16 protein-coding genes, 2 tRNA genes and 2 pseudogenes are annotated in these 17,839 nt (G+C 65.0%); 10 read left to right on the forward strand and 10 right to left on the reverse strand.

Features of this window, described 5'->3' with window-relative positions; translation table 11 throughout:
• Positions 1–7 precede the first annotated feature (7 nt).
• The 4 genes from NMQ03_RS12345 to NMQ03_RS12360 all read right to left on the reverse strand — a co-directional run bounded on the left by NMQ03_RS12345 (position 8) and on the right by NMQ03_RS12360 (position 3,114).
• Complete coding sequence (locus NMQ03_RS12345; RefSeq protein WP_138606612.1) at positions 8–667, reverse strand: ATP-dependent Clp protease proteolytic subunit; 660 nt, start codon at positions 665–667, stop codon at positions 8–10.
• Between the two features lie 38 nt (positions 668–705).
• Complete coding sequence (locus tag NMQ03_RS12350) at positions 706–1,329, reverse strand: ATP-dependent Clp protease proteolytic subunit (RefSeq protein WP_303695379.1); 624 nt, start codon at positions 1,327–1,329, stop codon at positions 706–708.
• A gap of 234 nt (positions 1,330–1,563) precedes the next feature.
• Entirely contained in the window at positions 1,564–2,958 is a 1,395-nt protein-coding gene (tig, locus tag NMQ03_RS12355) for a trigger factor (protein WP_255172451.1), read from the reverse strand.
• An 81-nt stretch (positions 2,959–3,039) separates the two neighbouring features.
• A tRNA-Pro gene (locus tag NMQ03_RS12360) sits at positions 3,040–3,114 on the reverse strand.
• 132 nt (positions 3,115–3,246) lie between these two features.
• On the opposite strand from NMQ03_RS12360, the gene NMQ03_RS12365 reads away from it, so the two are divergent.
• A tRNA-Gly gene (locus NMQ03_RS12365) sits at positions 3,247–3,320 on the forward strand.
• 63 nt (positions 3,321–3,383) lie between these two features.
• On the opposite strand, the gene NMQ03_RS12370 is transcribed toward NMQ03_RS12365, so the two are convergent.
• The 3 genes from NMQ03_RS12370 to NMQ03_RS12380 all read right to left on the reverse strand — a co-directional run bounded on the left by NMQ03_RS12370 (position 3,384) and on the right by NMQ03_RS12380 (position 5,941).
• On the reverse strand, positions 3,384–4,343 hold the full coding sequence (locus NMQ03_RS12370; protein WP_255172452.1) for an Fpg/Nei family DNA glycosylase: 960 nt from the start codon (positions 4,341–4,343) through the stop codon (positions 3,384–3,386).
• Positions 4,343–4,837, reverse strand: coding sequence for a ribose-5-phosphate isomerase (locus NMQ03_RS12375; protein ID WP_255172453.1), 495 nt, complete (start codon positions 4,835–4,837; stop codon positions 4,343–4,345). The genes NMQ03_RS12370 and NMQ03_RS12375 overlap by 1 nt, the downstream gene beginning before the upstream one ends.
• Before the next feature lie 69 nt (positions 4,838–4,906).
• Positions 4,907–5,941 (reverse strand): hypothetical protein, encoded by a 1,035-nt coding sequence (locus NMQ03_RS12380; protein WP_255172454.1) that lies wholly within the window; start codon positions 5,939–5,941, stop codon positions 4,907–4,909.
• A gap of 170 nt (positions 5,942–6,111) precedes the next feature.
• On the opposite strand from NMQ03_RS12380, the pseudogene pepN reads away from it, so the two are divergent.
• Positions 6,112–8,685, forward strand: a pseudogene (gene pepN, locus NMQ03_RS12385) (aminopeptidase N).
• Positions 8,682–9,155 (forward strand): OsmC family protein, encoded by a 474-nt coding sequence (locus NMQ03_RS12390; RefSeq protein WP_255172455.1) that lies wholly within the window; start codon positions 8,682–8,684, stop codon positions 9,153–9,155. The pseudogene pepN and the gene NMQ03_RS12390 overlap by 4 nt, the downstream one beginning before the upstream one ends.
• Here NMQ03_RS12390 and NMQ03_RS12395 read toward each other — a convergent pair.
• Positions 9,152–10,150 (reverse strand): annotated as a pseudogene (locus NMQ03_RS12395) (NAD-dependent epimerase/dehydratase family protein). The gene NMQ03_RS12390 and the pseudogene NMQ03_RS12395 sit on opposite strands and share 4 nt — an antisense overlap.
• 66 nt (positions 10,151–10,216) lie before the next feature.
• Between NMQ03_RS12395 and NMQ03_RS12400 the strand changes: the two are divergent.
• The gene (locus tag NMQ03_RS12400) at positions 10,217–10,900 is read left to right on the forward strand and encodes a mechanosensitive ion channel family protein (protein ID WP_255172456.1); all 684 of its coding nucleotides are present in this window, start codon (positions 10,217–10,219) and stop codon (positions 10,898–10,900) included.
• Between the two features lies 1 nt (position 10,901).
• On the forward strand, positions 10,902–11,360 hold the full coding sequence (locus NMQ03_RS12405) for a globin (protein WP_303693362.1): 459 nt from the start codon (positions 10,902–10,904) through the stop codon (positions 11,358–11,360).
• A gap of 32 nt (positions 11,361–11,392) precedes the next feature.
• Here the strand turns inward: NMQ03_RS12405 and NMQ03_RS12410 are convergent, their stop codons facing one another.
• Positions 11,393–12,052, reverse strand: coding sequence for a hypothetical protein (locus NMQ03_RS12410; protein ID WP_255172457.1), 660 nt, complete (start codon positions 12,050–12,052; stop codon positions 11,393–11,395).
• 64 nt (positions 12,053–12,116) lie between these two features.
• Between NMQ03_RS12410 and NMQ03_RS12415 the strand changes: the two genes are divergently transcribed.
• The 5 genes from NMQ03_RS12415 (at position 12,117) to NMQ03_RS12435 (ending at position 15,762) form a co-directional block, all read left to right on the forward strand.
• Positions 12,117–13,037 carry an acyl-CoA thioesterase II gene (locus tag NMQ03_RS12415; protein ID WP_255172458.1) on the forward strand — a complete coding sequence of 307 codons (921 nt, stop codon included), beginning with the start codon at positions 12,117–12,119 and terminating at the stop codon, positions 13,035–13,037.
• Between the two features lie 288 nt (positions 13,038–13,325).
• Positions 13,326–13,652, forward strand: a complete 327-nt coding sequence (locus tag NMQ03_RS12420; RefSeq protein WP_255172459.1) for a helix-turn-helix domain-containing protein — start codon at positions 13,326–13,328, stop codon at positions 13,650–13,652.
• 38 nt (positions 13,653–13,690) lie between these two features.
• On the forward strand, positions 13,691–14,503 hold the full coding sequence (locus tag NMQ03_RS12425; protein WP_255172460.1) for an IS3 family transposase: 813 nt from the start codon (positions 13,691–13,693) through the stop codon (positions 14,501–14,503).
• A gap of 144 nt (positions 14,504–14,647) precedes the next feature.
• Positions 14,648–15,211: an RNA polymerase sigma factor gene (locus NMQ03_RS12430; protein ID WP_255172461.1), complete on the forward strand. Its 564-nt coding sequence runs from the start codon at positions 14,648–14,650 to the stop codon at positions 15,209–15,211.
• The gene (locus NMQ03_RS12435) at positions 15,208–15,762 is read left to right on the forward strand and encodes a hypothetical protein (RefSeq protein WP_255172462.1); all 555 of its coding nucleotides are present in this window, start codon (positions 15,208–15,210) and stop codon (positions 15,760–15,762) included. Before NMQ03_RS12430 ends, NMQ03_RS12435 begins: the two co-directional genes overlap by 4 nt.
• A gap of 366 nt (positions 15,763–16,128) precedes the next feature.
• Here the strand turns inward: NMQ03_RS12435 and ettA are convergent, their stop codons facing one another.
• On the reverse strand, positions 16,129–17,811 hold the full coding sequence (gene ettA, locus NMQ03_RS12440) for an energy-dependent translational throttle protein EttA (protein WP_159631783.1): 1,683 nt from the start codon (positions 17,809–17,811) through the stop codon (positions 16,129–16,131).
• Between the last annotated feature and the right edge of the window lie 28 nt (positions 17,812–17,839).

Raw genomic sequence — 17,839 nt, forward strand, 5'->3', positions numbered from 1 at the left:
GGTACTGCTACCTCGTGATCGCCTGGGGCTTGATCTTGCGTGAATCAAGAACCTGGTCGATGAGGCCGTATGCCTGGGCCTCGTCGGCGGTGAGGATCTTGTCGCGCTCGATGTCGTTGTTGACCTGCTCCGACGTGCGGCCGGAGTGCTGGGCCAGGGTGTCCTCCAGCCAGGAACGCATGCGCATGACCTCTGCGGCCTGGATCTCCAGGTCGGAGGCCTGGCCGCCCTGGCCGCCGGAGAGGGCCGGCTGGTGGATCAGGACGCGGGCGTTGGGCAGCGCCAGCCGCTTGCCGGGTGTACCCGCCGCCAGCAGGACAGCAGCCGCACTGGCGGCCTGGCCCAGGCAGACGGTCTGGATCTCGGGGCGGATGTACTGCATGGTGTCGTAGATCGCCGTCATGGCGGTGAAGGAACCACCGGGCGAGTTGATGTAGAGCGTAATGTCGCGGTCCGGATCCGTGGACTCCAGGACCAGCAGCTGGGCCATGATGTCATCAGCGGAAGCGTCGTCCACCTGCACACCGAGGAAGATGATGCGGTCCTCGAAGAGCTTGGTGTACGGGTCCTGGCGCTTGAAGCCGTAGGGGGTGCGCTCCTCAAACTGCGGCAGGACGTAGCGGCTGGACGGAAGATTCCCGGCTGACCACCCGAAGTTGTAGTTCATTGTGTTTGCTCCTGATCGAAAGGGGTTCTGGATGCCGGTTAGTTCTGGGAGGCTGATTCGCCGGAGGAATCGTTGGACGTTCCGCCGCCGCCTGCCACGGAGCCGGCGTGGGCGGCGATCTTGTCGAAGAAGCCGTATTCGAGGGCCTCGGTGGCGGTGAACCACTTGTCGCGGTCGTTGTCCTTGAGGATGGTTTCAACGGTCTGCCCGGTCTGGTCAGCCGTCAGTTCCGCCATGACCTTCTTCATGTGCAGGATGAGTTCTGCCTGGATCTTGATGTCCGACGCGGTGCCGCCGATGCCGCCGGAGGGCTGGTGCATCAGGACGCGGGCGTTCGGGGTTGCGTACCGCTTGCCCTTGGTACCCGAGGACAGGAGGAACTGTCCCATGGACGCGGCCAGCCCGGTGGCGACGGTTACGACGTCGTTAGGGATGAACTGCATGGTGTCGTAGATGGCCATGCCTGCCGTGACGGAGCCGCCGGGCGAGTTGATGTAGAGGTAGATGTCCTTTTCCGGGTTCTCGGCCGAGAGCAGGAGCAGCTGCGAGCAGATCGCGTTGGCGTTGTCGTCACGCACCTCCGAGCCCAGCCAGATGATCCGCTCCTTGAGAAGGCGGTTGTAAATGTAGTTGTCCTGGGCTGCAGGATCGACGGTCGCCATCCGGGGGGCCTCTGAGTGCTGTGACATGTTTACTTACCTCTCACTGGTGACGGTGACATCACTGAAAATCACTACTTGGACACTAACCGGTTTCACGGGTGTTTTGTTCGCGCACCGACGGCTGTTCGCTGACGGCGCACGATCAGCGAATCGGCAGCGGGCCGCTTCCGGTCCAACGCGAACGGCCCCCGGATCGGAAGGATCCAGGGGCCGTTCACTGCGGTTCAAAAAGGACTATGCCTTGGCGTCTGCCGTGGTGTCCTCGGCTTCGACAACCTCTGCCTCGGCAGCTTCGGCTGCGTCGGCGTCGGCCGCTTCGGCGGCAGGTGCCTCTTCGCCGGCTGGGCGGACGAAGTCGCTCAGGTCAACAGCCTTGCCCTCGGTGTCGGTTACCGTGGCCTGGCCCAGGACGACGGCGAGTGCCTTGCGGCGGCGGACCTCGGAAACCATCATGGGAACCTGGCCGCTCTGATCGATGATCTGGGCGAACTGGTTGGGGTCCATGCCGTACTGGCTGGCGGTGGTGACGATGTAGTCGATCAGCTCGTTCTGGCTGACGTTGACTTCTTCCTTTTCCGCGATGGCGTCGAGGATGATTTCGTTCTGGAAGGCGCGGGCCGTGTTGGCGCGGACCTCTTCGCGGTGCTCTTCGGTGTCGTGCTCGCCGTCACCGTGGCCGTTGCCCTCCTGGAAGTGGGCTTCGAGCTGCTCTTCGACAACGGAGTCCGGAACAGGAACCTCAACGAGTTCCACCAGCTTGTCCAGGACCTTGTCGCGGGCTTCAACACCCTGCTCCACGATCTTGGACTCTGCGGCCTGCTTGGCCAGGTCTTCGCGGAGCTCGGCGAGGGTGTCGAACTCGGAGGCCAGCTGGGCGAAGTCATCGTTCGCTTCGGGCAGTTCGCGTTCCTTGACGGCCTTGACAACAACCTTGACCTGGGCGGCTTCGCCGGCGTGGTCGCCGCCCACCAGGGTGGTGTTAAAGATGGCGTCCTCGTCGGCACTGAGGCCGGTCACGGCTTCGTCCATGCCCTCAAGCATGGTGCCGGCGCCAACCTGGTAGGACAGGCCGGCAGCGGAGTCAACCTCTTCGCCGTCGATCGTGGCGGTGATGTCGATGGTGAGGAAGTCACCGTCGGCAGCGGGACGGTCAACGGACTTCAGGGTGCCGAAGCGTCCGCGCAGTTCGTCCAGGGCCTTGTCCACGTCGGCGTCGGAGGATTCCGCAGCCGCAACCTGGACCTCGATGCCGGCGTAGTCCGGGAGTTCGATCTCGGGGCGGACGTCAACCTCGGCGGCGAACTTCAGGCCACCGTCGGTGGCGGAGGGGTCGGGAACCTCGGTGATTTCCACCTCGGGACGGCTCAGGGGGCGGATGCCGGACTCCTGCACGGCAGCCTGGTACCAGCCGTTGAGGCCGTCGTTGATGGCGGTCTCCAGGACGTAGCCACGGCCAACCCGCTGGTCGATGAGCTTGGCAGGAACCTTGCCCTTGCGGAACCCGGGGACCTGGATCTGCGACGCAACAGTCTTGTAGGCCGAGTCGATGCTGGGCTTCAGTTCCTCAAAGGGGACCTCAACATTGAGCTTGACCCGCGTGGGGGTGAGGTTCTCGACAGCGCTCTTCACGGTCTAAGTACTCCTGGGTTGTGGGATGGGGTTTTCTGCAAACGCAATGTGTGTCCAGGCCGGCTGGTCCTGGCCGCAGAGTCGGGGTGACAGGATTTGAACCTGCGACTTCCTGCTCCCAAAGCAGGCGCTCTAGCCAAGCTGAGCTACACCCCGTAAGTGCACAGGCAAGTCTACGGTGATACGCGTCGCGATTGCACATTTGACACGTAGGCCATGGATTAGGTTTAGTTGTATCCGGCTTGAACAGCCAGCCCGGAGTTTCCGCTGAGAATCGGATCTTCCTTCGGGGACGTAGCTTAATGGTAAAGCCTCAGTCTTCCAAACTGATTACGCGGGTTCGATTCCCGTCGTCCCCTCCAGGACAACAAAAAGCAGGACAACAAAAGGCCCCTCGATCGAGGGGCCTTTTGTTGTCTGTTCCCCTATGCCTGCGGCTGCTGGCAGTAGGGGCACCAGTAGAGGTTCCGGTAAGCAAGGTCGGCCATGAGCACGATGGTTCGGCACACCCTGCAGGGCAGCCCGTGCCGTTTATAGACAAAGTGGACGTCGTCGCGGTGCGGGAATTGTGCGCTCCTGGGCGGCACGGGCTCCCCTGCCGCGGCCGCCTTGGCGGCCGTGGTGCCATCGAGCGACCAGTACTTGGGCGGGGTGGTGATGATCCGCCCATCGGCCACGCCGTCGTTCATGACGGCGACGATGTCGCGCCACAGCCTGCGGGCGTCGTTGTCCGGCAGCGCGGTTCCGGGCAGCAACGGATCGAGGCGGCGGCGGAACAGCACTTCGGCACGGTAGACGTTCCCGACGCCGGCAATCACCTTCTGGTCCATGAGCAGGGCCGCCAGCGGGGTCTTCCGGGTCCGGACATTGGCGGCGAACCGCCCGGCGTCCCCGCGAAGGTTCCGCAACGGATCCGGCCCCAGCCGCGCCAGGACGGCGTCGGCCTCCGCCGCGGTGATGGTTTCGCAGGTGGTGGCCCCGCGAAGGTCCGCCCAGCCGTGGCTGCCCGCGAGCCGGACCCGGACGGCCCCGACGGGCGCCGGCGGACCTGCGTAGGGCGCCCCGCCGTCGTCGTCCCCGTCAGCGAAAGCCTCCTGCTCCCCTACCCGCCGGGGCGCACCGATGCTTGACGCACCGGCGAAGGTGCTGTCACCACCGAAGCTCCAGGCCCCGTACAGGCCAAGGTGGACGTGCAGCACCAGCGAGTTGTCGAAGTGCAGGAACAAGTGCTTGCCATGAGCCTCGGCAGCGACCATGGTGCGGCCGTCCAGCAGCGCCGCTCCCCCGCTGAACCTGCCCTGGGGACTGGACACAGCCAGTGCCTCGCCGAGGAATACATCGCCGAACTGGCGGGCGAGCCGGCGGACGGAATGGCCCTCGGGCACTACTCGATGACCTCGCCGGTGGCCTCAAAAACAGCGATCTTTTCGATCCTGCGGATGTGGCGTTCATCATTGCTGAAGGGCTCCGCCAGGAACGCCTCGACCAGCTCGGTGGCTTCCTCCACCGTATGCTGGCGGCCGCCCAGGGCAACCACGTTGGCGTCATTGTGCTCGCGGGCAAGGGTGGCCGTGGAAAGGTTCCAGGCGAGGGCGGCGCGGATGCCCCTCACCTTGTTGGCGGCAATCTGTTCACCGTTGCCGGAGCCGCCCAGCACGATGCCCAGGGCATGGACGCCGACCTCCCGGTCAGCCACCACGGCGAGTGCCGCGTTGATGCAGAACGACGGGTAGTCGTCCTGGGCGTCGTAGACCTTGGGGCCATGGTCAACCACCTCGTATCCCTTCCCGGTCAGGTGGGACACCAGGTGGGCGCTGAGCTCCATGCCTGCATGGTCGGTGGCGATATGGACCCGCGGGTAGGCAGGGGTAGTGGTCACGTGCTAAGTCCGTTCGGTTGTGGGAGCTGGCGGCCACCGGGTGGGGCCGGAACGACACGGATAAGGATACTAGGGCAGCCCGGGGTCGGGGCTCTGGCCTTCCGTCGGTGGCGGCGTTCCGCCCCCGCGACGGGCCCTGGCGGCCACCCGCGTCAGGACTTCGGCAAGCCGCGCGGCTGAGGCCTGGCTGCCGCCGCTGACGGCAAGGCGCTGGCCGTCGGTCTTGCTGACAACGACGGCGGGGCCGCTGCTGACCAGCATGGCTGCGGTTCCGTGGTGGTGCCGGTAGCCCCACCCGCCGTAGTCCGCGGCCCTCACCTCTGCGGCACTGGCGTCGGAAATGGCACCGGCAGGCACGTCCATGACCGGCACCACCCCGGCCAGCAGGACCTTGAGTCCGCGCCGGTCCGCCCTGATGCGGGCGAACAGGAACGCTGTCCCCACCAGGGCCAGGACCACGAGCAGGATGCCCAGCCAAGGCACCACGACGGCGATGAGGGCCGCCGGGAACAGGGAGGCGATGGCGATCATGACGAAGACGGAACTGCGGGCATGGACCCAGAGCCTGATGCTGTCCAGGGCAAGGTCGGGGTCCAGTTCCTTGGCGATGGCGACCTGGAGCGCCCTGTCATCATCCGGCGACCATTGCCGGTCAGCCTTGTAGACCATGGCCATGGTCACGCCGAGCGATACCGCGGCACCGCTGCCAAGGGCCAGCACCGTCATGTCCACATGTGACTGCCGGGCGTCGGCCAGCCCGGTCTGGCCGATCAGGCCCGCGGCAAGGGCGGAGGTGATGAACAGGCTGAGGAAAAGTCCGGCACCCATCATGATCCGCCGCATCATGACCGGCCGTCCAAGGGGCACGGCCTGGAGCAGGACCAGCCAGCCGGCAACGAGAATTCCGGCGGCACCAACCCCCACGTAGGCGCCGAAGGGCGCGAAGTCGGCCCCGCCGTCGTCCGTCCAGCGGATGGCGACCGGCTCCGGAAGGTCCGGGCGCAGCAGCGACGCGCAGTAGGCAAAGGCGGCGGCCAGGACGACGGGGAACCCGACGGCGAAGCGCAGGGCCTTGGTGTCCACCGAATCCAGCAGCTTTCCCATGCATTTAACGCTACCCCTGCGGCTGCCCGCCCAACCGTCCGGGCACCTGCAGCCGGCTGTGAGCTGCGCAACTTGCCAAGGACCCCAAGGATGAAAGAATGCATCACAGTGCCGGAACCGGGACCACCGGCGGCAGCCCTAAATTCTCTGGAGGCCCTCCTTTGCCAGGCATGAACCTGACGCGCGCCGAAGCCCGTGAGCGCGCCGAACTGATCACCGTCGAGTCCTACGATGTCAGCCTGGACCTGACCCGCGGCGGAGAGGTCTTCGGCAGTACCACCACCGTGAAGTTCGCGGCGTCGCCGGGGTCGGCCAGCTTCATCGATGCCGTCACCCGCACGGTGCACAGCGTGACCCTGAACGGCCGCGCCCTTGATCCGGCCGCCGTGGCCGACGGCGTGCGGATTCAGCTGCCGGACCTGGCGGAGCACAACGAGCTGACAGTCGTGGCCGACATGCCCTACATGAACACCGGGGAAGGGCTGCACCGGTTCGTGGACCCGGTGGACAACGAGGTCTACCTGTACACGCAGTTTGAGGTTCCCGATTCCCGCCGGATGTTCACCGTCTTCGAGCAGCCGGACCTGAAGGCAACGTTCGCCTTCACCGTCACCGCGCCGTCCCACTGGGATGTCATTTCCAACTCCCCCACCCCTGAGTAAGCGCCGGCGGCGCCCGCCGAAGACGGTGCAGGCCGGTCCGTGTGGACCTTCGCACCCACGCCCCGGCTGTCCTCCTACGTCACCGCCCTGATCGCGGGTCCGTACGAGTCTGTCCGCAGCGAGGTCACCAGCTCAGACGGCCGGGTTATCCCGCTCGGAGTCTTCGCGCGCAAGTCCCTGATGCAGTACCTCGATGCGGACAACATCTTCGAGCTCACGCGGCAGGGCTTCGGGTTCTTCGAAGCACAGTTCGGCTGCCCCTACCCGTTTGAGAAGTACGACCAGCTGTTCGTTCCCGAGTTCAACGCCGGGGCCATGGAGAACGCCGGGGCGGTGACCATCCTGGAAGGCTACGTGTTCCGCAGCAAGGTCACTGGCGCCCAGATCGAGCGGCGCGCCATCACGGTGCTCCACGAACTGGCGCACATGTGGTTCGGGGACCTGGTGACCATGCGGTGGTGGAACGATCTGTGGCTCAATGAGTCCTTCGCCGAATACATGTCCCACCTGGCGGCGGTGGAGGCCACGTCCTTCACCAGCGCCTGGACCACCTTCGCCTCCGTGGAAAAGTCCTGGGCGTACCGGCAGGACCAGCTGCCCACCACGCACCCCATCTTCGCCGAGATCAACGACCTGCAGGACGTGGAGGTCAACTTCGACGGCATTACCTACGCAAAGGGCGCCTCGGTGCTGCGGCAGCTGGTGGCCTGGGTTGGACCGGACCAGTTCATGGCGGGTGTCCGTGAATACTTCGCCAAGCACTCCTGGCACAACACGGAGCTGCAGGACCTGCTGGTGGAGCTGGAGAAGGCCAGCGGCCGCGACCTGGACCGCTGGGGCCGGCAGTGGCTGGAGACCGCGGGCGTGAACACGCTGGCTCCCGAGCTGGCGGTGGATTCCGACGGGAAGCTGCGGTCCTTTGCCATCCTGCAGTCCGCGGTACCGGAGTGGCCCACCATCCGGCCGCACCGCCTTGCCGTGGGGTTCTACAACCTGGACGACGCCGGCAAGCTCACCCGGGTGCACCGGGAGGAACTGGACGTCGACGGCGAACGCACGGAGGTGCCGGCGCTGGTAAGCCTGGCCCGGCCGGACCTGATCCTCATCAACGACGACGACCTTGCCTACGCCAAGGTGCGGCTGGACCCGGCCTCTCTGGCCACCGCCACCGCGCACCTGAAGGACTTCGCTGCAAGCCTGCCGCGGACCCTCGTCTGGAACTCCGCGTGGGACGCTGCCCGTGACGGTGAGACCCCGGCACGGAAGTACGTGGAATTGATCCTGGCCAACGTCGCTGCGGAGACGGATTCTTCCGTGATCCTGGTCCAGCTCCGGCAGCTGGCCACCACCCTGAACTTTTATGTGGCCGAGGAACACCGCGAAGCCACCACTGTCGCGGCCGTGGACCGGTTGTGGGATTTGGCGTCGTCTGTTCCCGGCGGCTCCGACGGCCAGCTGCAGTTCATCAAGTCCTTCGCGCTGCTGGCCCGCAGCGCGTCCCAGCTGGACCGGGTGTCCGGCCTCCTGGACGGGTCCGTGGTCCTGGACGGCCTGAGCGTTGACCAGGACCTCCGCTGGGAGCTGGTGGCTTCGCTGGTTTCCGGCGGCCGCATGGGGCAGGGCGGCATCGACGCCGAGCTGGAGCGGGACAACACCTCCAGCGGCCAGAACGCGGCTGCCCTGGCCAAGGCTGCCATCCCCACCCCGGAGGCGAAGGCCGCGGCCTGGGAATCCATTGTGGTCAAGGGGGAACTGTCCAACGCGCTGCAGGGATCGGCGGTGACCGGCTTTATGCGGGTGCTGGACCGTTCGCTGTTGGAGCCGTACTCGGAGCTGTACTTCGCGGCTGTGCCGGGCATCGTGGCAACCCGCACGCACGCACTCGCCCAGCAGATCGTCGTCGGCCTCTACCCGGCGCTGTTGACCACGCAGGCCACGATCGACCGGACGGACGCCTTCCTGGCGTCGCTGCCGGCGGAAAGCGCTGCGCTGCGGCGGATGATGCTGGAGAACCGCGACGGTGTTGCCCGCGCCCTGCGTGCGCGCGCCGCCGATGTCCTGCAGGAGGGCAGCCCGGCGTGAGCCTCAACGAACACCGGTACTCGCTGACGGTCCAGTGGACAGGCAACCGGGGCGGCGGCACCTCGTCCTACCGGAGCTACTCCCGGGACCATGACGTGCTGGTTCCGGGCCTGCCGGTCCTCAAGGGCTCGGCAGACCCCACCTTCCATGGAGACCGGGAACGGTACAACCCGGAGCAGCTTCTCCTGGCTGCGCTGGCGCAGTGCCACATGCTGTCCTACCTGCACGTGGCGGTGAAGCACGGCGTGGTGGTCACGGATTACCGGGATGAGGCGACCGGACTGATGCGGCTTAACCGGGACGGCAGCGGCCAGTTCGAGCGGGTCACCCTGCACCCGCACGTGACGGTGGCCGACGCCGCGCAGGCGGAACTGGCGGCCTCGCTGCACCACGAGGCCAACCAGGTCTGTTTCATTGCCCGGAGCGTGAACTTCCCGGTGGAGCACCAGCCGGTGACGGTGGCTGCCTAGGCTTCCCCGCCCTGCAGCAGCTTGACGAGCCGTTGCTCCGTGGCGGGGTGCAGGCCGGCCTTGCGGGACCGGCCCAGCCCGCGGACGCGTTCATCCTCCAGGGTGTCGGCCAGGGTTTCCTGCCAGGGCCGCAGCACCATCCCCGCGGCCTTGGCTGCCTGGTTGCTGCGGGCCATGAAGCCCTCATGGCGGGGCGGCAGCCAGAGCGGAAGGGAATCAGGCCCGGACCAATAGTTGACGCCCTGCTCCACCAGCCATTCTTCACCGGCAGTAATGGTGGCGGGCATGTTGGCGGTGGAGAGCTGGCCACAGGCGCTGATGAGCTCTGCAAAGGCCACTTGGTCCCCGTTGGCGTTCAGTGGGCCGGAGGTCCCCTGCTCCGCTGCAAGCAGGATCCACGCCGCCAGGTCCCGGACGTCGATGACCTGGGTGGGCTGGTGCCCGGTGTCCGGGACCAGCACCGGCCCGGGGGTGCCGGCGAAGCGGGCTTACCAGTAGCCGTAGCGGTCGGTGGGGTCGCCAGGGCCACTGACCAGGCCGGCGCGGCAGAGGTGGGCCCTGCCGCCTGTGGCGTTCAGGGTGGCCTGTTCGATGGCCACTTTGGACTCGCCGTAGTTCCCGGGGGTGGAGGGAGTTCCGGGGGCAAGCGCCGGCAGGAGCCCGGCGTCCTCTGCCGCTCCGGGGACGGAATGGTCCGCATAGGCTGAGCAGCTGGAAACGAAGGTCCAGTGGCCGGCCTTCGGAGCGAGGGCGGCAAGGGCGTCCCGTGCAGGTGCAGGGTCCCGGGCAACCTCGATGACGGCGTCCCACGTGCCGGCCACGCAGGAGTACGCTGCCGGGCCCGCCGACCGGTCCGCCCTTGCCCACTCGGCGCCGGGCGGCGGCTCAGCGGACTCTCCCCGGGCCAGGCACGTGGCGTGATGCCCCGCGGCCACCGCCTGCCTGGCGATTTCCCGGGAGAGGAAGGCTGTTCCGCCGAGGATGAGGATGCGCATTGCTCCACGCTACGGCGCTAGGGTTGAAAGAGAACAGCGCAATATCCCGAGGAGCTATTTCCACCCATGGTCAGCATGTTGTCCATCCTTCCCGACGCCGCGAGCCAGCCGTCCGGCGTAAGCGTCCCAGGCATCGTGATCAGCCTCGGCGTCGGCGTTGCCGTCTGGCTCGTGGCCACGTTCATCATTTCCCGCATCACCAGGCGGGTGGCGTCGGGGAGCAATTTCTTCAAGAAGCCCACGTTCAAGTGGGCTGCTCCGGCCTTTCGCGCCCTTGACCACGAACGCCGCGTCCAGCGCGCCGAAACCATCGGTTCACTGCTCAACAGCGTGGTGGGCGTGCTGGTGGTCATCATCACCGGCATGTACGTGCTGCAGAACCTCGACATCAACATTGCCCCACTGCTGACCAGCGTGGGTATCCTCGGTGTGGCCATCGGCTTCGGCGCCCAGCAGCTGATCCGCGACTTCCTGGCCGGGATCTTCATTACCATTGAAGACCAGTACGGGATCGGTGATGTGATCGAAACCAGCGAAGTGGTGGGCGTGGTGGAGTCCATGGGACTGCGGATCACCCGCGTCCGCTCCGACGACGGCGCCATCTGGTACCTGCGCAACGGCGAGATCCTGCGCGTGGGCAACCGGTCGCAGGGGCGTTACGTTCCACTGCATGAGTCCGACGACGGCACCACCGACCAGGGCTCGGCGCACGTTGAGACCAAGAAGACTGACCAGAAAGCCGGGGACTAGCATGTCGCTTCCCATTGAGCCGCGCCCCGGGCAGCGGCCCCAGTTGATGCAGAACGATCCCTTCAGCAAGCCGGATTACACCGACAGCTTCTACGACGCGGTGGGCGGCCACGAGACCTTCGTGAAGCTCATTGACGTGTTCTACGACGGCGTGGCCACCGATCCCCTGCTGCGGCCGATGTATCCGGAAGAGGACCTGGCGCCCGCGAAGCGCCGCCTCCTGATGTTCCTTGAGCAGTACTGGGGCGGGCCCACAACGTATGGCGAGGAGCGCGGCCACCCGCGCCTGCGCATGCGGCACATGCCCTTCAAGGTCACGCCGGAGGCAAAGGACCGGTGGCTGTTCCACATGCGCACCGCCGTGGACGCCCTGGAGTTGCCGCCACTTTACGAGGGAACGCTGTGGGACTACATGGAGCGGGCCGCGCTGTCCATGGTGAACAGCCCGTCCGGTTCCTGAGCCTCTTTTCGGCCGGCGCCCTGCGGTCTGGCCTAGAGCAGGCCGCTGCCGGTCCGTGCCAGGACGTGGCCGCGCGGTCCGGTAAGCCGGAACCAGCGGCCGGCCTGGTAGAGCTTCTGGTCGCCGTCCCCCAGGAACCCCAGCGCAAAGGCCGCGAAGGCAGCGCCGGCGGGCAGTCCGGCGTCGTCCATTTCCCGTCCCCACACCGAGGCCCGCGCGTTGTTCACGATGAGTGCGCCCGGTTTGTCCGGCACGATGCCCGCCACCTCGGCGATGCCTGCCTCGGCTGCCGCCCGCAGGCGGGAATCGCTGACGGACCCCAGTAGTTCCCAACCGCCCCGTGGGGCGCCTACCCCGGTCCAGGACTCAGTGACGGTGGTGGGCGGAACCGGCAACTCGACGTCGCCCTCCCCTGCACGTGCCAGCCGGTCCAGGACGGATGACAACGCAACGGTGACGTCCGTTCCGGACGGTTCCGCCAGTGCCATGGTGCGCAGGCCCAGGATCGTCGGGGTGGATTCGCCCAGGAGCCTGGGCCGCAGGACGCACACGTAGGCGGCCAGGACGGAGCCGGCGGCCTGCAGCCGGATGGCGCCGTCATCAATGGCTTTGGCCCGGGTGGCGAAAGTCTTCAGGTCGGCGAGGTCCCGCGGGTCTGCGAAACGGAAGGACGAGGTGAGAAGTTCAGACACATCTAGAACACTACCGGCTGCACTCCGGTTGAGTGGTTTGCGGGCCGCCGTCTAGAGTCGGACCATGACTGAAGCCGAAGCCGGACTGCTGGCGCCGCCCAATGGCGACCCCACCTCATCGCTGATCGAACTGCTGGACCTTGGTGAGCTTGAGGGCGCCCGGACGGATGAGGACATTTTCCTTGGCCCCTCGCAGCAGCAGCCGCACCACAGGGTGTTCGGCGGGCAGGTGCTGGCGCAGTCCCTCGTGGCATCGATCCGGACAGTTGACCCCGAGCGGTTCGTCCACTCCATGCACGGCTATTTCCTGCGCCCCGGCGACGCCAACAAGCCCATTACTTTCGGGGTGCAGCGGCTGCGCGACGGCCGGTCGTTTTCGGCCAGGCGGGTCCACGCCTACCAGGACGGAGTGCCCATCCTGTCCATGATCGCGTCCTTCCAGGGCGAGGACGAAGGGATCGAGCACTCTTCTGTGATGCCGGAAGGAATCCCGGACCCCGAATCATTGCCCAGCACGGCGGACCTGCTGGGCAAGTTCGATCATCCGGTTGCCCGGCACTGGGCGTATGAGCGGCCCTTCGACATCCGGCACGTAGACCCTGCGTTGTACGTTTCAGCGGCCGGTCCGCGGGAAGCCCGCAACGCCGTCTGGATGAAGACCTTTGGGCCGATGCCGGACGACTCCAACCTGCACCGCGCCGCCCTGGCCTACGCCAGCGACTACACCCTCCTCGAATCGGTCCTTCGGCGGCATGGCCTGAGCTGGATCACCCCCGGAATGAATGTAGCCAGCCTGGACCACGCGATGTGGTGGCACCGGCCCGCGCGGGTTGATGAGTGGCTGCTCTACGTCCAGGAATCCCCCAGCGCCCACGGCGCGCGCGGCCTGGCAACCGGCAAGATCTTCAACCGCGAGGGCCAGCATGTCGCCTCCGTTGCGCAGGAGGGGATGGTGCGCATTCCCACCGACCCCGCGGTCGCCTGACTTCGAAGGCACCGCACCCTCGCAGGCACGCTGACCCCGCAGGCACGCAGAAGGCCGGTACCCCGAAATGAACTGCTCCCCGAAAGTTGGACTGAGAAATCGGTCCTTCTATCGGGGAGCAGTTTTATGCAGGAGAGTAGTTCGTTATCTGATGAACAGCGCGAGACCGCGGTAGCGTTGTTCGAGATGGGTTGGGGCGCGAAGGCAGCGGCGACGAGGTTAGGGGTACGTTCAAAGCCTGTCATCCGCATTCATGCCCTGTGGAGAGTTCGCGGAGGTACGGCGATAGTGACCAAATCAACCCATCGGAAGTTCACGTTTGAGTTCAAACTGGATGCGGTCCGTCGGTTCCTGGCCGGGGAGAGCCAGGTCGTCCTGGCCAAGGAGCTCCAGCTCTCCTCGCCGGATTTGATCAAGAAGTGGGCGCGGAAATACCGCAACGAAGGCGAAGACGGCTTGCGCCCGAAACCACGCGGACGACCACTCTCATCTTTCAAGGCGCCGGCAGAGCCTGAGTCGGAGCTGCAGCGGCTGCGCCGCGAGAACGAGCGGTTGCGCGCAGAGGTGGCCTTCCTGGGAAAAGTAAACGCCTTGAGGGACGAGGAACAGCGCTAAAAGTCCGCGCTGTCATCGCTCTCAAGGCCCAACACCGGTTGGAAGTTCTGTTGGACGTTGCCGGGCTGCCCCGGTCCACGTTCTTCTATCACCAAGCTCGGCTGCTGGTTCCTGATCCCCAAGCAGATCTCAAAGCAGCGGTCACGGGCATCTTCGAGAAGAGCCACGCCCGGTACGGGCACCGCCGTGTCCATATCGAACTGGTCAAACAAGGCTGGACGGTCGCGAAAAAGACCGTGCTGAAGCTGATGCGCTTGCTGCGGCTGGTCTGCAAGGTCCGGCGGAAGAAGCGCTACAACTCTTATCAGGGAGAGCAGGGCGTTGTTGCCCCGAACCTGTTGAAGCGCCAGTTCGAAGCGGATGCACCGAACGAAAAATGGGTTACCGACGTGACCGAATTCAGCGTCGGCGACAGGAAACTGTACCTCTCACCGGTGATGGACCTCTTCGACCGGCAAATCATCTCCTACGCCATTGGAATCTCTCCCAACCTGGAACTGACCAACTCCTCATTGCGCGGCGCCTTGGCCACCCTGGAGGACGGGCAGAAACCACTCGTGCACTCCGACCAGGGATTCCAGTACCAGCACATCTCCTGGCGCCTACTCCTGCGGAATGCCGGCGCTGTCCAATCGATGTCACGCAAAGCCAACTGCTACGACAACGCCGTCATGGAAAACTTCTTCGGCCACCTCAAGGAAGAGTTCTTCCACCGCGTCCGGTTCCTCAACACTGATGCCTTGGCAGTAGCCCTTCACGAATACATCCGCTGGTACAACACTGAAAGGATCTCCACGAAGCTCGAAGGTCTGAGTCCCGTGCAGTACCGTGCTCAGGCTGTCGCGAGTTGACCCGACAATAAGATTCTGTGACTTTTCCCGGACCGTGATGTTCTGGCACGATTCGGGATGGAACCGCCGTGGGCTTGCCGGACACTAATAGGTATGGGGGACTCAGGGAAGGTATCCACAGACGGAGAGCTTTGGCTGCGCGTCATGGATGGTGACGGTTCCGCGTTCGCTTCCCTCTTCCTGCGTCACCGGGACCGCGTCTTCGTTCACTGCCTCCGGTTGGTGAAAACTTCGTTTGAGGCTGAGGACGCCACCGCAATGGTGTTTTTGGAGGCTTGGCGCTGTAGATCCAAGATCAGGCTGGTCAATGATTCGATGCTGGGCTGGCTGCTGATCACTGCCACCAATGTGGCAAGGAACAAGGTCAGGTCCACACTGCGATATGAGCGGCTGATTAGAAAGCTTCCGCAGCCCCAGGAGGTGCCGGATCACAGCGACTGGGTGGTTGAGACGGTTGACGAAGACCGGCGGTCTCAGTGCTTGCAGCAGGCTTACCGTTCGCTGGGACGGCGTGACCAGGAAATTATTGCGCTGTGCGTTTTGGAAGATATGAGCACGGCAGAAGTGAGCGCACTGCTGGGCATTCCAACGGGCACAGTGAAATCCCGGCTCTCCCGTGCCAAACAGAGGCTTGCGCAGCTGATGAACCCCCAGGACCGGTTCCAACCGGAACCGGTCCCCCTCAGTCCCGAAGAGGAAATGCCATGAACAAGAAGCCTGGTTCACAGCACTTCAATCCTGAACGCAGTGCCGCCATCGAGGCGCTCCTGGTCAGCGTCGCCCAAGACGGGACCCCGGAAAACCAGCACTTCCAGAACACCAAAGGCAAAAAAATTCTGCTTGCCGGCGTCGCAGTCGCCCTCGTGGCAACCGGCGGAGCGGCGCTGACGCAACTGCCCGTTACGGACAAGAGCTCGATACTTTGTTTCGCCAGGGCCGAGCTGAACGGCCACCAGTTTCCTGGTACCACCGTCACATTGTTGGCAGGTGCAAGGCCCGGTGAGCCAAAACCCGACAACCCTGTTCCCATTGAGGACGCGCTGGCCGCCTGCAGGGACATCTGGGCACAACACGTTCTGGACCCCAATGCTCCGAGCGGTGGCGCGGATCCGAAACTGTTTGACAGCAACTTCTCTTACCCGGTGCCCGATCCATTGACCGTATGCGTACTCGATGACGGACGTGCCGCAGTGATTCCCGGAGACGAAAAGGTCTGCGGCTCGCTAGGGCTCGCTTTGAAAACCGATACCGTCCGCTGAAAGTAGCAGCCGCCCTCAGTCGTTTCACACACCCTTCCCCAACGGGACTACGTGTTCCAGTGAACCCCAAGATCCGGCAGACAAAACTTCGACGATCTTCCGTCACCCTCGAAGGCCCACGATCCACGTGGCCGCGTCGTGATCGTCCCACCTACAACGCTTAGCTCCATGCTCCGACAAAGACGCTTACAAGAAAGCGCTCCGTCCGCAATGGGACGGAGCGCTTTCCTGAGAAGTACCGGATCACTGGACGCTAAAGTGGACTCTTCGCACATTCACGAGTCCAACTTTTGGGGACCAGTTCAAAAATTGTCGGGGTGCCGGCCTTCTTTTGAGCTGTCAGGCTTTTGGCCCGGTTCCGCGCTGCTAGTCGCGGGTCAGGCGCCGGTGGGTGACGCGGTGCGGCTTGGCAGCGTCCGGGCCCAGACGCTCCACCTTGTTCTCCTCGTAGGATTCGAAGTTACCCTCGAACCAGTACCACTTGGAGGGGTTCTCGTCGTCACCTTCGTAGGCCAGGATGTGCGTGGCCACCCGGTCAAGGAACCACCGGTCGTGCGAGACCACCACGGCGCAGCCGGGGAACTCGAGCAGCGCGTTCTCCAGGCTGCTGAGGGTTTCGACGTCGAGGTCGTTGGTGGGTTCGTCGAGGAGCAGCAGGTTCCCGCCCTGCTTGAGGGTCAGGGCCAGGTTCAGGCGGTTGCGCTCACCGCCGGAGAGCACGCCTGCCTTCTTCTGCTGGTCCGGACCCTTGAACCCGAAGGCTGCCACGTAGGCGCGGGACGGCATCTCGACGTTGCCCACCTGGATGAAGTCGAGTCCGTCGGAGACGACCTCCCACAGGGTCTTGTTGGGGTCGATGCCGCCGCGGCTCTGGTCGGCGTAGGAGATCTTGACCGAGTCACCGATCTTCAGCTCGCCGCCGTCGAGCGGCTCCAGGCCCACGATGGTCTTGAAGAGCGTGGACTTGCCCACACCGTTGGGACCGATGACACCCACGATGCCGTTGCGCGGCAGGCTGAAGGAGAGCCCGTCGATCAGGACACGGTCGTCGAAGCCCTTCTGCAGGTTCTTGGCCTCCAGGACCAGGCCACCCAGGCGCGGTCCCGGCGGGATCTGGATTTCCTCGAAGTCGAGCTTGCGGGTGCGGTCCGCTTCTGCGGCCATTTCCTCGTACCGGGCCAGGCGGGCCTTCGATTTGGTCTGGCGGCCCTTGGCGTTGGAGCGGACCCACTCGAGTTCCTCGGCGAGGCGCTTGGCCTGCTTGGCATCCTTCTTGCCCTGGATCTCGAGGCGGGCGCGCTTCTTCTCCAGGTAGGTGGAGTAGTTGCCTTCGTACGGGTACAGGTGGCCGCGGTCCACTTCGGCAATCCATTCCGCCACGTGGTCCAGGAAGTAACGGTCGTGGGTGACGGCGAGGACGGCGCCGGGGTAGCTCGAAAGGTGCTGCTCAAGCCACAGGACACTTTCCGCGTCCAGGTGGTTGGTGGGCTCGTCAAGGAGCAGCAGGTCCGGCTTCTGCAGGAGGAGCTTGCACAGGGCCACGCGGCGGCGCTCACCACCGGAGAGATTGGTGACATCGGCATCGGCCGGCGGGCAGCGGAGGGCGTCCATGGCCTGCTCCAGCTGGGAGTCGAGGTCCCAGGCATCGGCGGCGTCGATGGCTTCCTGCAGCTTGCCCATTTCCTCGAGGAGGGTGTCATAGTCAGCATCGGGGCTGGCCATTTCCTCGGAGATCTCGTTGAAGCGCTGGATCTTGCCGTAGATCTCGCCCACGCCTTCCTGGACGTTGCCCAGGACTGTCTTTTCCTCGTTGAGGGGCGGTTCCTGGAGCAGGATGCCCACGCTGTAGCCGGGGCTGAGCCGGGCTTCACCGTTGGAGGGCGTGTCCAGCCCTGCCATGATCTTGAGGATGGTGGACTTACCGGCACCGTTTGGGCCCACAACACCAATCTTGGCGCCCGGGAAGAAGGACATGCTTACGTCATCAAGAATGAGTTTTTCGCCAACGGCCTTACGGGCCTTGGTCATTGTGTAGATAAATTCCGCCATGGTCTCAAATCTAGTGGGTTGGCGGGCA

It is taken from the genome of Arthrobacter sp. DNA4, from assembly GCF_024362385.1.
Lineage (GTDB): Bacteria > Actinomycetota > Actinomycetes > Actinomycetales > Micrococcaceae > Arthrobacter.